Source organism: Nostoc sp., assembly GCF_036917435.1.
Taxonomy (GTDB): domain Bacteria; phylum Cyanobacteriota; class Cyanobacteriia; order Cyanobacteriales; family Nostocaceae; genus Nostoc.
In genome coordinates this window covers 100,817-116,474 of record NZ_JBALDM010000012.1, presented here as the reverse complement: position 1 = coordinate 116,474, position 15,658 = coordinate 100,817, and the positions used below count along the sequence as shown (strand labels likewise).

At 40.0% G+C, this 15,658-nt stretch carries 16 protein-coding genes; 6 read left to right on the top strand and 10 right to left on the bottom strand.

Annotated features, from left to right (window positions below; all coding sequences use genetic code 11):
• Window positions 1-78 precede the first annotated feature (78 nt).
• The 5 genes from V7K98_RS05150 to metG form a co-directional block, all read right to left on the bottom strand.
• Window positions 79-1,299, bottom strand: a complete 1,221-nt coding sequence (locus V7K98_RS05150) for a CPBP family intramembrane glutamic endopeptidase (RefSeq protein WP_335019752.1) — start codon at window positions 1,297-1,299, stop codon at window positions 79-81.
• A gap of 101 nt (window positions 1,300-1,400) precedes the next feature.
• Complete coding sequence (locus V7K98_RS05145) at window positions 1,401-1,802, bottom strand: metal-sensitive transcriptional regulator (protein WP_335019751.1); 402 nt, start codon at window positions 1,800-1,802, stop codon at window positions 1,401-1,403.
• 150 nt (window positions 1,803-1,952) lie between these two features.
• A complete protein-coding gene (gene lptC, locus V7K98_RS05140) occupies window positions 1,953-3,161 on the bottom strand; it encodes an LPS export ABC transporter periplasmic protein LptC (protein WP_335019750.1) in 1,209 nt (402 codons plus the stop codon).
• Window positions 3,161-3,790, bottom strand: coding sequence for a LabA-like NYN domain-containing protein (locus tag V7K98_RS05135; RefSeq protein WP_041565095.1), 630 nt, complete (start codon window positions 3,788-3,790; stop codon window positions 3,161-3,163). The genes lptC and V7K98_RS05135 overlap by 1 nt, the downstream gene beginning before the upstream one ends.
• A gap of 167 nt (window positions 3,791-3,957) precedes the next feature.
• On the bottom strand, window positions 3,958-5,562 hold the full coding sequence (gene metG / locus V7K98_RS05130; protein ID WP_335019749.1) for a methionine--tRNA ligase: 1,605 nt from the start codon (window positions 5,560-5,562) through the stop codon (window positions 3,958-3,960).
• A gap of 369 nt (window positions 5,563-5,931) precedes the next feature.
• Between metG and V7K98_RS05125 the strand changes: the two genes are divergently transcribed.
• Window positions 5,932-6,657, top strand: coding sequence for a lysophospholipid acyltransferase family protein (locus V7K98_RS05125; protein WP_335019748.1), 726 nt, complete (start codon window positions 5,932-5,934; stop codon window positions 6,655-6,657).
• Between the two features lie 168 nt (window positions 6,658-6,825).
• Window positions 6,826-7,647, top strand: a complete 822-nt coding sequence (locus tag V7K98_RS05120; protein WP_335019747.1) for an alpha/beta fold hydrolase — start codon at window positions 6,826-6,828, stop codon at window positions 7,645-7,647.
• Between the two features lie 126 nt (window positions 7,648-7,773).
• Here V7K98_RS05120 and V7K98_RS05115 read toward each other — a convergent pair whose 3' ends face one another.
• Window positions 7,774-8,577, bottom strand: coding sequence for a M15 family metallopeptidase (locus V7K98_RS05115; protein WP_335019746.1), 804 nt, complete (start codon window positions 8,575-8,577; stop codon window positions 7,774-7,776).
• 102 nt (window positions 8,578-8,679) lie between these two features.
• On the opposite strand from V7K98_RS05115, the gene V7K98_RS05110 reads away from it, so the two are divergent.
• The gene (locus V7K98_RS05110; RefSeq protein WP_335019855.1) at window positions 8,680-9,597 is read left to right on the top strand and encodes an AEC family transporter; all 918 of its coding nucleotides are present in this window, start codon (window positions 8,680-8,682) and stop codon (window positions 9,595-9,597) included.
• A 56-nt stretch (window positions 9,598-9,653) separates the two neighbouring features.
• Here the strand turns inward: V7K98_RS05110 and tsaB are convergent, their stop codons facing one another.
• From tsaB to V7K98_RS05095, 3 genes are all read right to left on the bottom strand, one after another.
• The gene (gene tsaB, locus V7K98_RS05105; RefSeq protein ID WP_335019745.1) at window positions 9,654-10,310 is read right to left on the bottom strand and encodes a tRNA (adenosine(37)-N6)-threonylcarbamoyltransferase complex dimerization subunit type 1 TsaB; all 657 of its coding nucleotides are present in this window, start codon (window positions 10,308-10,310) and stop codon (window positions 9,654-9,656) included.
• A 297-nt stretch (window positions 10,311-10,607) separates the two neighbouring features.
• Window positions 10,608-12,041, bottom strand: a complete 1,434-nt coding sequence (locus V7K98_RS05100; protein ID WP_335019744.1) for an esterase-like activity of phytase family protein — start codon at window positions 12,039-12,041, stop codon at window positions 10,608-10,610.
• 305 nt (window positions 12,042-12,346) lie between these two features.
• Entirely contained in the window at window positions 12,347-12,595 is a 249-nt protein-coding gene (locus tag V7K98_RS05095; RefSeq protein WP_196523277.1) for a Ycf34 family protein, read from the bottom strand.
• A gap of 86 nt (window positions 12,596-12,681) precedes the next feature.
• Between V7K98_RS05095 and V7K98_RS05090 the strand changes: the two genes are divergently transcribed.
• Window positions 12,682-14,010, top strand: coding sequence for a CCA tRNA nucleotidyltransferase (locus tag V7K98_RS05090; protein ID WP_335019743.1), 1,329 nt, complete (start codon window positions 12,682-12,684; stop codon window positions 14,008-14,010).
• A 287-nt stretch (window positions 14,011-14,297) separates the two neighbouring features.
• Complete coding sequence (locus V7K98_RS05085; RefSeq protein ID WP_335019742.1) at window positions 14,298-14,672, top strand: response regulator; 375 nt, start codon at window positions 14,298-14,300, stop codon at window positions 14,670-14,672.
• Between the two features lie 66 nt (window positions 14,673-14,738).
• Here V7K98_RS05085 and V7K98_RS05080 read toward each other — a convergent pair whose 3' ends face one another.
• Window positions 14,739-14,870, bottom strand: coding sequence for a uracil phosphoribosyltransferase (locus V7K98_RS05080; RefSeq protein WP_442940394.1), 132 nt, complete (start codon window positions 14,868-14,870; stop codon window positions 14,739-14,741).
• Between the two features lie 302 nt (window positions 14,871-15,172).
• On the opposite strand from V7K98_RS05080, the gene V7K98_RS05075 reads away from it, so the two are divergent.
• Window positions 15,173-15,655, top strand: a complete 483-nt coding sequence (locus tag V7K98_RS05075; RefSeq protein WP_335019740.1) for a tetratricopeptide repeat protein — start codon at window positions 15,173-15,175, stop codon at window positions 15,653-15,655.
• Window positions 15,656-15,658 lie beyond the last annotated feature (3 nt).

Genomic DNA, 15,658 nt, shown 5'->3' with positions numbered 1-15,658 from the left:
TATTATTTTATGTTTAATTATGCCTATCTACTTAGAGTAAAGCAGAATATTCGTTAATTTTGAGAAGAAAAAACAAAGTTAATTTGTCTCGTAATTTTTGCCATCATTAGCATAATAAGGAATAATTGCATCATTTTTAGGGAAATTTTTATAAATAAAGTATATAAGAAAGGGAATAGATATAGCTAGCAGAAAAACTCGCTGACTTAATAACGGTTGTACTGAAGTTTGATAATCTTTTACCGAAACAAATGCACTTCTTTCGATTGCTGGTGTGTTGAAATAATCTATTAAACTTAAAATTGTAACAATAGTGTTATAGAAAAAATGATAAAGGATTGATGTTATTAAGCATCGCGTTTTAAAATATAAAATCGAGGATATAATACCCGTGACAAATAATGGAATAATATCAAATCTCAAATGTAAAATTGCGAATAGCAAAGATGAAGTTAAAATTCCTGCTCTTACTCCCCATTTAATTGCCCATTTTTGCAAAATTATTCCCCTAAAAAAGAATTCTTCTATGATAGGAGCTAAGAGCATAACTGAAAAGCTCCATAGGATCATTTCTGAAATATTAGTAAAAGGTTTGTCATTAAGATAGGTTTCTACATATTTTGGTAAAACAAATGATATGCTGTATAATGTCAAGGTATTAAAACCCCGTGCAAAAGCATATTCTATAGCAAAAATAACTGCAATTAATTTAAAATTAATATAGTTTTTATAGCCAACAATTTTATTTAACTTAAACCCTGCTTTCTGCAAAGTTTTTAATAATATAAATCCCCAAAGAAGGCTATAAACTATATTTAATAAATTAAGGATAGTTTGATTTTTTATTATGTCGGTAAAATTCAAATTATTGAATGAATAAAATAGTCCTAATATAGACCACAATAAAAATGGTAGGGCAATGAGCCAAGATAGGAATAACTCTGGAATATTAATTTTATCCCAAGGTTCATCTACCAAGATTCCATCCTGTAAAGAGGCTATATTTCTCTTTGAAGGAATAAGTAATAAAATTGATAAGCCTAGTAAACTTAATAACCCTAGCCATCCCCATTGATACGAATACCCTTTAGTTTTACTGTAGAGATAACATCCTTTAATAAAAAATACATATCCTACTAGAAAAAATCCTACGATTAAAACAGCTATAAATATACTCAAATTAGGAAAGAAAATATTTAAATATGTCTTAAATAATCCCAGAATAATCAATGGAAAAAATTTTAAAGCAAGTCCCAGCAAAATTTGATTGATAGCTTTTTCTTTGTTTTTATTTTCCATACATTATTCTCAAGTAATAACTTCGCTCAAGTAAAAGTTTAATAACTAGGTGTAGCTAGCTACTTGGCAAGATAGTTAACGCCAAAATGTACTTATAATTTTTAAGGTAAAAATCGATCTAAAGCTGCTTTTAACTGTTTAATTTCAACGTCAATATTACCCTCTTGGGCGGCTCTAGCAATACATTCAGTTAAATGCTCATCCAAAACAATTCGCGCTACCTTATCCAATGCGCCTCGTACTGCGGCAATTTGCAGTAGTACATCAGGACAAGGGCTATTTTGCTGCACCATTGTCTTAATACCACGAACATGTCCTTCTATGCGCGATAATCGATTGACAATTCGCCGTAATGACTCTTCGCTATGGATGTGAGGATGAGCAGGCTCTACAGTCCCATGAGTATGATCTTTATGCTCATGGTCTACTTGGTGATGCTGGGAATGTTCTACTGGCTGGGATATTGGCAAGGAATCTTTGCCTAATCGGTTTGATCCATTCATGGGTTATCAAAGGACTTGTAATATTAAGATCCTAGCCTAGTACTTGACCAACCCAAAATTTCTGGTTGGGGAATTGGGAATTGGGAATTGGTTATTAATTCTTGTTTCTGACTCCCTCACTCCGTCTGGTTCCCATTCCCCGTAACTCTACTACTGACGATTGGCTTTGTCTTGGGGAATAATTTCTGTCACTACCCTACCACTAGAACTGCCACCTTTGACAACGATATTTTCTGTTTGCAGATTACCAACAGCTGTTTCACCTGTAAAATTTAACGGTGGATCAACTTGCCGATAAACCACATTTCCCTGAGCTTCAACTAACTTATTGTCTAAATACCAAGTTAATGTATTAGATTTCAAAGACTGGCGACGCTGACCAATGGCGTTGACGTTACCTGTTAAATAAACCGTTTTTTGTGGTGTTTTCATTTCACCTTGATTGGCAGTTACGGTGAAATTATCGACACGCTGGAACATCCGCACAGGAGAATTTGTAGTAATAGTTTCTGCGTTCATGTTCCAGATCATAGAGTTACTAGTTATTTGCACTGGTGGGTCTAGTAAATCTAGTTGAGCATTCTGTTGAATAGTGGCAATTTTTGTTTTTAAGTTGACTTCGGCAGAATTCCCTTTACCGCGATCGCTAACCTTACCATTTTTGTAGCGGTCAATTTGTAAAGGGCGATCGCCAATTAGTTTTTGTTCTTTAATATTCCAGATTAAATGCTCGGTTCTTACTTGTAATTGGGGATCAGTGGAATTTGCTACTACTCGTCCAGAAAATTCCATGCGCTGTTCGCGGGTTTTAACTCGCGCTTCTTGTGCTACAGCTTGTAGTTGTTTGTGAGTACCGTTAACCTGGTTGCGGACAATCAACAAATCTTCTTTGGGTCGCCATTCTAACTCATTACCTTGCAATACAACACCATTCTTAGGGTCTGTGGCAAATATCTTACCTTTAAGAAACAACTGCTTCCCATCTTGTTCAATATCTGCGATATCTGCCTTGATTTGATAAACTACTTTACCATCTTGATATAGTTCACCATAAGGGCTTTCAGCTTGACCAATTTGTTTCTCTTTGGTGTATTTTGCGGTTTTAGCCCTGACTCTCCAAATAGGTCGCCCTACTTCATCTGCCTGTTCTAGGATGACATCAAAGAAGGTTAAATCGCTATCTTGCTTAGATGAAGCCGCAGGATTTTCTTGAGAGGCTGGGGGGGATTTTCCCCCACAACTGACTAAACCAAATATCAATAAAAAAATCAAAGGGAAAAAAAGGAAGGAGGGAGTGAGGGAGTATTTTTGAATTTTTTTCTCCCCCTGTCTCCCTCTTTTATGAAATTGATACGCCATTATTCTTGGATTTCTAGGTGTCCATCACTAGTTCTTGGATCTTCCAAAAAGCCGATACCTGATAACGGCCGGTATGGATAGCTTTGGCGAGGGGTTTTTTGAATGTCTTCTTTGATGGCTTCTAAATCAATGTAGCGATCGCTTACATTAATTAAACTATCGCTGGTCATTGAACGCAAACTTACCACTTCTACCCGCACGCCACGATAGCTGACTGAATTGACCGCATAAGCCAAATCCCCATCACCGCTAACTAAAACTGCGGTATCATAAGAATCTACTAGTGCCATCATATCTACGGCTATTTCTACATCCAGGTTAGCTTTTTTAGAGCCATCTGGTAGCTGGACTAAATCCTTAGCAATGACTCGATAGCCATTGCGACGCATCCACAGCAAAAACCCCTGTTGCTTCTCGTTTGTCCGATCTACACCAGTGTAGAAAAAAGACCGCAGGAGTCTAGAACCTCCTGTTAATCGACACAACAGCTTCGTGTAATCGATTTCAATCCCTAGTTGCAGTGCGGCGTAAAATAGATTTGAGCCATCAATAAATATGGCGACCCTGCCCCGATTCTCCAAAACTTGTTCTGGCGTAAATATTGAATCGGTTTCAAAATTATTCAACATCATTGTGATACCTCAATTTTTATCCCTGTTATTTTTGATACAAATTACGAACTTTTAGATGCTAGTCACAGCGGCTTATGATAATGTTCCGGGGCTAATATAAATTAAGCTCCGATAAATTTTTTGAGAAAATAAGAGATTGAACAAAATCAGAGTTTTGATAAGGACTAATCGTTTTTTAGGGGTTCTACTCGCTTAAAAACTGGTTGGAATGTACCCAACTGTTGTTTACTAGATAGTATCCCCCATGTCGCATGGGTGGCAAAAGGAGCGGTAACTGAACTTTGTATTTGATCGTTAAAGTCTATTCCAAAGCCCAGTTGCTGATAAATATCGCTACTAATGTTCGGAATAATTGGGGAAAGCAGATAAGCTGTCAGTCTAACTGATTCTAAAACTGCGTAGAGAACTTTTTCCACCGACTCCTGCTGCCCCTGTTTATATAATGTCCAAGGAGCTTGTTCATCAATAAACTTATTACTGGCTTGTGCCAGTGAAAGGATGACACCACAAGCTTGACTGAAAGCTAGCTCTTTATATGCTTGTTTCACCTGTTCCCCTAGACGTAAACCAATTGTTTTCAAAGGATTTTCGTCAGGAATTCCTTCATTACCGATTGATGGAACATTATTGTCAACGCAATATTTCTTCACCATGCTCAAGGTGCGATTGAGCAAATTACCTAAATCATTTGCCAAATCTGCATTCAGAACATTAATGAACCTTACTTCATTAAAATCTCCATCCTTGCCAAATTCGATTTCCTTAAGGAAGTAATAACGAACGGCATCACTACCATAGCGCTGAACTAACGCAACAGGATCAAGGGTGTTACCCAGACTTTTGCCCATCTTTTGACCATCTTTAGTCAAAAAGCCATGCCCAAATACTCTTTCTGGCAAGGGTAAGCCAGCCGACAACAACATGGCTGGCCAGTAAACTGCATGGAAGCGCAAAATATCTTTACCAATTAGGTGCAGGTTGATTGGCCACCATGTTTCTAAAGCATTTGCTAAAGTCGGTTCTGCATCGGGTTCGAGTAATGCTGTAACATAACCTAGCAACGCGTCAAACCACACATAAATGGTGTGCTTGGGATCAACTGGTATGGGAAAACCCCAATCTAGATTTACCCGCGAAATAGAAAAGTCTTGCAGCCCTTGATTGACAAAGCTGAGGACTTCATTTCGCCGACTTTCTGGTTGAATAAAATCGGGTTTAGATTGATAAAATTCTGTCAGCTTAGTTTGATATTTGGATAGGCGGAAAAAATAGTTTTGTTCGTCTCTCCACTCGACTTCTTTGTTAGTATGAATCGCGCAACGGTGTCCTTCTAGCAGATCCCGTTCTTCTTTAAATTCTTCGCAAGATACGCAATACCAGCCTTGCTGTTGTCCCTGATAGATATCACCAGATTCCCAGACTCGCTCAAAGAATTCTTTGACGATCGCTTCATGACGAGGCGCAGTAGTCCGACTAAAGCGATCGTATTGAATGTCTAATAACTGCCACAAACTAACGAAACTAGGGACAATTTCATCGCAAAACTCTTGTGGCGCTTTGCCTAAACTTTCTGCCGTTCGCTGAATTTTTTGCCCGTGTTCATCTGTACCTGTAATTAGTAATACCTGATGCCCTAGTAGTCTGTGAAATCGTGCTATTACATCTGCTGCGATCGTTGTATAAGCACTGCCTATATGGGGGACATCGTTTACATAATATAGCGGTGTTGTCAGTGCAAATGTCAATTCTCTTTTATTCACTAGATTCATACAAAATAAAAATTAACTTATTAAACTTACTTTTATCGGCAAAACCAGACAATTGTACAATAATATTTCCATTTTTTCCAATAATACCTTTTAATAGTAGCAAACTTATCAGGTCAAAAATTGTTTTGTAATATGCATCTATTCAACTCATTTTTCCCTGCCAGAGAGACATTAACTAATCATAGTTTTTTTGAATACTTTCTATTAGAAAATATTGTGATTGAGAATACATAATTCAGAATACAAAAAATTTAGCTAGTTTCGTGGATCAGATATTTCTATCTTAAGACGGTCATGGCAGTAGTAAAGAAATGTAAAAATTAAGTTAAGATGAACCCCCATATTTACTGGAAAATATATTGATTAGGTATGAGTCGAAATAGCCCCCTAGAGATTTCTCGCGCTTTGGTGGCGGCACTCTCAACCCAAATGTTTCGCTATTATGAGGATCGTATTCCCCAAGATGCTAGCGTTTTGGTAATCAGCAATCACCGCAGCTTCATGGATGCACCGATTTTAATGGCAGCATTATCAAGTCCGATTCGCTTTGCTTGCCACCATTACATGGGACAAGTGCCAGTAATGCGGGAGATTGTTACCGGTCAATTGGGATGTTTTCCTTTGGAGAAAACTCAAAACCGCCAACAAAGCTTTTTTTCGCAGTCGCAGTCGCTATTGCAGTCTAAGCAGATGGTGGGAGTCTTTCCAGAAGGGACTGAACCAATGGTGAAATTTACTCAACCAAACCAGTTAGGTGAGTTTCAACGGGGATTTGCTCATTTAGCATTGCGGGCTGATGTGCAAGATTTAGCTATTTTGCCGATCGCGATCGCTTCCTTAGAAGAGGTAAACACCAATGGTTTTCCCTTAAGGTTTTTGAGCGTATTTGACCCTTCAGAACCTTTATTTAATCAAGCTGGTTGGCATCCTCTAGTAATTTATCGTCGAGTTGCAGTGTTAATCGGTCGCCCTTATTGGATTACACCCCAACATCAAAAAAAATATCACGGGAAACAAGCTAGAACTGTTGTTGCTGAACTGACAGAACACTGTCATAGTGAAATTAGCAATTTACTGCGTCAAGGTTGCTATTAGAGCCATTAGATTTTAGATTTTGGATTTTAGATTGTCGCTACGACTTTGATCTGCTTGTTTGGGGAGATTTTTTGCTTTTGGTCAAAAGCAGCGAACTTCCTTCAACAATCAACAGTCCAAAAATTTTATACCATTGATTAATAACCAATGACCAATGACCAATGACCAATGACTATCTCTGAAGTTGAGTTAAAGCCTTGTTTCCTGACTCCTGAACGAGTACAACCAGAGTATCCACTATTGGTATATTTACCAGGAATGGATGGAACAGGTCAATTATTGCGATCGCAAACTGCTGGATTAGAAACTGGCTTTGATGTCCGTTCTTTGGCGATCCCCCGTCAAGACCTTAATACTTGGGATGTTCTAACTAAGAGTGTATTGGACTTGATCGACGCTGAATTAGAAAAAAGCTCTCAGAGACCAGTTTATCTGTGTGGTGAGTCTTTTGGTGGTTGCTTGGCAATGAAAGTAGCTATCCAAGCGCCGCATTTATTTAAGCGAACCATCTTAATTAACCCAGCTTCGTCTTTTCATCTTCGCCCTTGGTTGAGTTGGGCATCCCAGCTAACTTACTTAGTGCCATCAGGATTATATGATGTTGGCGCACTGGGGTTGTTGCCGTTTCTGGCATCTTTGCCGCGCATTTCTCGCAGCGATCGCCATGAACTGCTGAAAACTATGCGTTCTGTACCAGCAGAAACCGTTCTTTGGCGGTTGTCTTTACTGCGAGAGTTTGAAATTGATGAGAAACAATTGAGTCGTTTAACTCAACCAGTTTTGTTGATTGCCGGTGGTAGCGATCGCCTTTTGCCTTCTGTAAGTGAAGTCAAGCGGATAGGCAATATCTTACCAAATAACAAGATTGTGGTGCTGCCCCATTGCGGACACGCTTGCTTGCTAGAAAAAGACATTAATCTCTATGAAATTCTGAAAGATAACGACTTTTTAGAAAATAATGCTGATATACAGCAGATTGCAACTTGGTGAGGTACAGATCATCGTAGGGGCACAACATGTTGTGCCCCTATCCGTGTACTCCTCTTTCCTAAACGTGCCAAAATCGAAGTAACCTATTGATACAAATGACAAATGACCAATGACAAATGACCAATCCTATGGCGATATCTTAGCGGGTTTCAAATTTCTGGCTTTGTAGAACATTTCTAAGCTGTTGCGATCGCCAACAAAACGCCAGTGCCAAGGCTCATAACTCACACCTTGAACATTATCTTTAGGAAATGACATTTCAAAGCTGAAACGCGCTGCATTTGCTTGCAGCCACTGATAAGCTTTGGTATTGTCAAAATTAGTTTGGAGATTAGTTGCTGGTACTCTTCCGTCTCCAACATCCACAGCATAACCTGTGTGATGTTCGCTATGACCAGGAGGAGCGCTGAGGGCGGCTCGTTCTGCTGGCGTTTGATTTCGCTGGGCACTGACACCAAAAAATAACTGCTCTTGGTCTTTAACTGAGCGGAAGCCAGAAATTGGTACTAAAATTACACCTGCACTTCGCGCGGCGGCGGCCATCTCCTCAAACTTTTGGGCAGCAGCTTTTCGCATTCTAATGCCCCTATTTGCGGAGATAGTTACTAATTCTGACTGAGGCGCTTCTGAATATGGAAAATGCCCTAATACAGTATCGCTAGAATTATTAGATGGTGTTGGAGTCGGAAGATTAGAAATAGCTGGTAAAGGTTGAGAATCGGCAGTTTTTTTGGGTGCGGTGACGAAAAACAAAAAACCGCTAATTAAAGCCAGCAGGATAAATCCCGCTACTCCCCCAATCATCAAAATTTGGGGTTGCAACCACATTTTCGGTGCTGCAACAGGGGTATCGCGTACAGCTACTGGAATATCATCACCAAGGTCATTCGATGAGTTTTGCGGTTTTCCAGAAAACCCTGCCTTATTCAAGGGTAAACTCCTGTTTTTGTGGGATAGCCATAACAGATTTTGCACTGGACAAAAGTAGACGTAACAGGTAGCATTTTACATCTGTGGTTCTTAGGCGCAATCTTGACAAACCTTTTAGAACTATACGTCAAGCTAGGAGGATTAGTCCTGGTAGGATTTATTCTCGGACGCAAACTACCTGTGACAGTTCCTACACGTTTGGGACAGTTTCTTTTTTGGGTGGGAGTACCCATAAGCATAGTATCGTTTTTGCGTCAATCTAGCTTATCGGGGCAGATTTGGATTGCACCTGCGATCGCTTACCTAGCCATTTTACTAGGAGCATTTTTAGCTTGGTTAGCCATTAAAGGACAAACCTATTTTAGAAAAACCGTCCCCCAACCACAAACTCAGGCTAGCTTGATATTAGCAGCAATGTTGGGTAATACCGGTTATCTTGGCTTTCCCATTACTCTAGCAATGGTAGGCAAAGAATATTTTTCTTGGGCGTTATTTTACGATTTGCTAGGTTCATTCCCAGGAACTTATGCTTTGGGTGTATTACTAGCAGCGCGTTTTGGCAGTGGTGTCCAAAATAATTGGCAGATTGCTAAATCTATCTTAATTAATCCTGCCTTGTGGGGTTTCGGATTTGGCTTACTGTTTCGCCAAGTAACAATACCTACAGTCGCGGAATTTTGGCTAGAAAAATTTGCTTGGAGTGGTGTAGCTTTATCTCTGGTGTTAATTGGAATGCGACTAGCGCTGCTCAAATCTTGGCGTAGGTTACCACAAGTAGGGATGAGCTTGGCAATCAAAATGCTACTAGTTCCCTTGATATTGGGTAGCATCTTACCACTATTTGGATTAACCGGGCCTATAGCAAAGATAATCGTGCTACAAATGGCCATGCCTCCAGCTTTCGGAACACTGGTAATTGCTGAGACATTCAATCTCGATCGCGATTTGGCAGTTACTGCCTTAGCTGCTGGGACTATAGTATTGTTGGTTACTCTCCCAGTTTGGCTGTGGCTGTTTTGATTGTGGATTTATGGGCTGTGGGGCGATGGCATTTGTAAATTCGATCAATAATTAATTCAGTCCTGTACCGGATGTTGCCCATAATATGGTAGAGCCTCTGACCAATTAGGATAATTACCTTCTTGCCAATCGATATTAGCTAGTTCCAAAATACTCGTCACCGTCGCTGCTAACCCAGATTGGGCGTAAACTAACTGATAATTAGTGTTCCAATTCGCTAAAGTTTCCTGCCATGCTTCCGGTGTGAACACTCTATCTGACAAACACACTTTTAGTTTAGAAGTATTTGGCTCAAACTGATAAATAGCAGCAAAAATTTGACCTCGTTGCGCTGGCATTTCCACAGCAATAGTTTTTGGATCTTGACTTCTACCCGCTTCTGACCAAGCTACCGCAGCTAAAGTTGAAATCGCAAATATAGGGATATCTAATTGTTGCCCTAATGTTCGAGCAGTGACAACGCCAATCCGAGTTCCTGTAAAACCGCCAGGGCCTTTTGCAACTGCGATAAATGACAAATCTGCCCAAGTTTGCGGTTTGATAAAGTCAATTAAATATTGATGTATTAGGCTAGATAAATCACGCCCCAGATTCCAAACTTGAGAGCGTGTCTCACCAGCAAAATTACTAATTGCCAATCCCAATTCGGGAGTGGTGGTGTGTAATGCCAATGTGTATTTATTTATTGCAAGGTGTTTTGGTTCTGTTGTCAAAGTTACTTAAAATATCTCTTTTTATAGAGTTAACGAGATTTATTCAAGCATATCAGGACTTACGCAAAGAATAGCTCAAACCCTGAGTTTCCGGTAGGGGCAATTCATGAATTGCCCCTACCGCGTGTAGTTTTGCGTAAGTCCTACATATAACAACATAGCGGTTATTAATTGAATAGACTCAATTTTTTACCGTGCTATTGAGATAAATACAAGCTGATGCTTACTTGTAGCGATTTTCAGTTGAGTATATTAGAGGACATCGTAAGAAAAAGACCTTTCAAGAACGCCGGATATTTATCTTCTATCTCGATCTTTTGGGGTACGATATTCATCATCCCCTTTGATCTTCTGAGGTACGAAGCCCGGAAGATCAGTACTGTCAATTGCGAAGACGAATAATTTGTTGGGATTATCGATACCTGTTGGATGGAAAGTGTCCGACTTTATCGTACCAATGAAGTCATTATCATTGCTGATGAAAAGTGTATGCTTTACTACGTGGTTGATAACCACATCCGATCCGAAAGCTAAACCTTCAAGCTTGGCAGGTATGTCTTCTTCTTTGATCCCATTTTCAGTAAGCGTAGCTACTACATCAAGGAATAGGGTCTTGCTAACTGCCTTGTCAGCCAGATTGCTTTCCCCAGTGATATTACTTACTTCTTGAGCATTTGTTAGATCGATATGGTATATCTTCTTGAAAGCAGCCTGAGATCCGTCGCCCAAGCCCTTGCCATCTCGTTCGTCTACCAGGAATTCGCGATCGTTGATGGCTAAAATCTCGCTGACGGTGGGGTATTTGGGTTTAGCCGAGGTGCCAATATTATCTAGCTGATAGACATATTCCTCGGTAGCACCTGTTTCTATGTCAATTTTGACGATTCTGGTATAAGCACCATTAGTACCACCGTCTTGGAGCAGTGGACTTTGCAAAATACCAATCAGGGTCTTACCGTTGGGAGTAATTGCAAGCCCTTCCATGCCTTTGTTCGCAACCCTACCAGAGGTGTTGTCACTAATCTCTGTATCACCAACGGGACTCAAGTTGCTGACTGCAAACTTGCTAGGTAGGTTAAAGACCCTGATCCGCTTACCTGTATTGCGGTTAAATTGATATACATAAGGGCCATATTCATCCGAGATAAATATATCCTTTCCATTATTGGATACACGCACCCCTTCAGGATCGAAACGGGCATTGTTGGGATATGTCGAGATTTGGGTGGGGTTGAAGTTGTCTGAGCGTCCAGTAAAATAGTTTTTATTCTTGGTATTCAAAGCTGGGACACCACTGCCTAACCCTAATTCCGCACCATTTCCGTAGTAAAGAGGCTCATTGCTAAATAGCAGAGTCGTATCAACTAAGTAAGGGGTAAGTGTGAAAGGTAACGCTGAACCAAAATTGCTTCGTGAAAGTTTCACTTTGATAGTTTGGAAGCGGTTGATATAGGATGCTGTGTCACTGACAGCGCTGTTGTATGACAGGGCATTTGGGCCTCGATCTGGGATAGCAATAAAGGTGTTACAGCCAGCATAAGCTAGTCCCGATCCAATACCACCAAGGAGATTTCCCGAAACACCGTTTTCGAGGGGATCTGACGTTTTCTTGGAGAGGTCTCTAATGTTACCACTTAAGCTCCCAATTGCGATCAGCTTAACCTCTGCTTTGGCGGCAGGAGCAACAAAAAATGACGCTAACAAGAACAGAACGAGATTTCTCTTGAGCATATTAGTATTCCTACTAGGGGAAATATTTACTGAGAGATATTGTATTTTTTTACCTTATTATTATCTATGCCTAATAATTAAGCTATTTTTAAGTAAATATTAAGCCAAGATTAACTCATCAATGGCTAATGCTCACCAGTTTTAGGTTAGATATAAGAAGGTAAACGAGAGTACAAAATTTTTTACCCGCATTTATCACCTGGGGAAATGCGGGTAAAGTTGCCCTTATAGTTACTTACAAAAATATCTATGGCCACTACTGTTTAGTGCAGTCGTCACCCTTAAGATGTACTAATCATCTTCTATCAAGTCGGTACTAATTCACCAGGACGCAATTTCGACCACTTACCCGTTTCCCGTTTAAAACTGAGACAACCAACAACATCCCATTCCATCTCAATCACATCATCTTTAGTCCGAATGTTGACATTGATAGAAGGTTCATTCGGATCAAAATTTGGTGTTTCAGTCAAGTGAGGCTGTTGGTGCTGCCCTTCCACGGCATGATAGGTAAAACAGCTGTCTACATAGTGGCAGTTCACACAAATACACATAATAGAACCAACTCCAGGGGCCTTTATTGTTAATCTAACGTAAGCCCAACTGTTATTCATGAGTTGCTGGGTTGATTTTTATTACAATGCTTGAATCAATTCCTTCTACCCTAGCTCCCGAAAATTGGCCTTTTAGTTTAGAATTCTTGCCACAACCCGCTTACATGGTAGGTGGTGCTGTGCGTGATGCGCTCCTTGGTAGAACTCGTGAATATCTGGATCTAGATTTTGTTATACCATCTAAGGCGGTAAAGGTAGCAAGAGCGATCGCTCATCATTATAAAGCTGGTTTTGTCTTACTCGATGCAGAACGACAAATTGCTCGTGTGGTTTTTCCCCATGCTACGGCTGACTTTGCCCAACAAGAAGGAGATAGTGTAGAGGTTGATTTGCACAGACGCGACTTTACGGTAAATGCGATCGCCTATAATCCCCATACAGAAGAAATCATCGATCCTCTACAAGGTTATGTAGACTTACAACAGGGCATTTTGCGAATGATATCACCCGCAAACTTAGAAGATGACCCTTTGCGGTTAATGCGAGGTTATCGCCAAGCCGCCCAGCTAGGTTTTACTATTGAGCCAGCTACCCGAACCGCAATTCGTTCTTTGGCATCACATCTGAGCAAAGTTGCAGCCGAACGAGTTCGCGTAGAAATTGGCTATCTACTGGCAAATTCTCAGGGTACTCCTTGGATTACAAGCGCTTGGGAAGATGGTTTACTTGCCCCTTTCTTCAAAAATGCTACTCGTGAAAGCTTAATCAAACTAGCAGCAGTTGATAATGCAGCTACCTTGCTTACAGAAAATTGGCAACAATTAGGCGCACAACTACAAGCTTATGTCCGCGATAGTGTCAAAACTACTTGGTTAGGTATTGCCAAACTTGCAAGTCTAGTGAATCCAAATCCAGAATTAGCAGAAATAGAGCTACAGCAACTAACTTATAGCCGTGCTGAAATCCGGGGTGTAATCACTGCTCTAAAATTGTTACCGCAGTTTCAAGTAGTTGATATGTCATTGCGAGAACAATACTTTTTGTTCCGTGACGCAGATATTGTGTTTCCCACTGCGGCAGTGCTTGCTCTGGCAGTTGATAATTTGCTAGAGGCGATATCTGGTGACAAGCCACCACACACAGCAGTCACTACAAGTTTGGAAACCAATACAAGAGGCTGCAAAGCCTTGGCACTTTTGATTAACCGCTACCTGAACCGTGACGATCTGGTCGCTCATCCCACTCTACTAGTGAGTGGGAAGGAGCTAATTATAGCATTAGATATTCCAGCTTCACCAATTATCGGCCAACTTTTGACAGAAATTGCCGTAGCACAAGCTGAAGGGAAAGTCTCAACGCCAACAGAAGCGATCGCTTATGCACGTCAGTTACAAGAGAAGGCAGAAGGCAATTAAAAGATATCGGCTTTGAGAGGCGCTATGCAAGTACAAATCATTTAGTCAATAGTTGTAAGTATATACATCATTTATGCTACTATTTGCTTGATTCTGAGATGTTGTGTTCTTTCCTCAAATTCAGCGCCGATGGATTATGTACCAGCCTATTCATTTTATGCCCTAGTTAGTCGTCTGAATGCACCCTCGTACAATTACTTCAGTACTTACCAGAAAAAAATACCTCTTCGTTTTCCTGATGGGCGGAGTCTTTATGCCTAGCCTTTCTTGGATAGGAATAACTACTGATGAATGGACAGCCTTTAATTTTGGTTGTAGAACAGAGTCTACATGATTTAGAACTACTTAATTCTCATTTAGGAATATTGAATTTCTCATGCATTTGTACTAAACAAGGGGTGAGGGCTGTAATATTGGCGCAAACTCATCAACCAGATGTAATTCTTCTAGATACAATGCTATCAAATTGGAGTGCTAACCGAGTCATTGATGACCTCAAACACGATGCCAAAACTGCTACTATCCCAATCATTGCAGTCACACCTGTAACAGATGCTCAAGAGGATGAATCCACTATGCTCACAGGATTAGGATTTGATGATTGTATTACCAAACCTTATGATTTTAATCAATTAGAAGTAGTAATCAGTCGTTACATATAATGTATTCGCTATGGATTTATTTGAAAAAATCTCTATTTTAATCATTATCTGCTCATGATAATCAGCTTATTTCGCGCCAAACAAGCGATCGCGTGCATCTCCTAATCCAGAAATAATATAGCTACATTCATCCAAGTAGTCGTCAATAGCAGTAGTATAGAGAGACACAAGGATATACTTAATAAAAACACTTGATATCTTCCGATAAAGCGAATAAAGCGCTGGTTAAATCCCAAATCGGCATAATCATGATTATTTAGGGATGTTTTTTATCAGCTATTAGTCACTAGGGAATTCTCAACTACCTCTAGTGAATTTTTATTTTTATGTCTTTAAATTTCGAGTGTGCTATTAGTCGTATTACTGAATTGAATCAACAACACAGTAAATTCATAAATAGCAATTAATCAGCGCAAATTTAAAGATGACTTTAAAAATGATTTAATCGATATATTTTGTGAGAAAGTTAATACAAAGGTATATTCACTGATCTCAAATTTATGGATTCTTTATCTATCAATTCCTTACTTGAAGAGTTGAAAAACCCAGATGCTACAATCCGGGACAAAGCAACCAGAAAAATCTGGCGGATCTGGTTTCAGCAAAAGGGAATCTATGGGCTGGAAATAATTGACCGTAGTCAAAAGTTACTGGATGCAGGTGAAATTGCTGAAGCAGAAACAGCACTTACAGCATTAATCAAAGAACAGCCAGATTTCGCCGAAGCTTGGAATCGTCGGGCTTTCCTCTATTACAGTATTGGTGATTATCAGAAATCTCTGGCAGATTGTCAGATGGTTGTACAGATCAATCCGATACATTTTGGGGCACTTCATGGCATGGGCTTGTGTTACGCCGCACTAGGAGAGTATGGTGAAGCCATCCGAGCTTTTAAACGCGCTCTAGAAATTCAGCCCTATTCGCTAGTGAATCAAAAGTTGATTCTAGAATGTACATTTAGATTCAGCTACAACGGCAGATAGAGG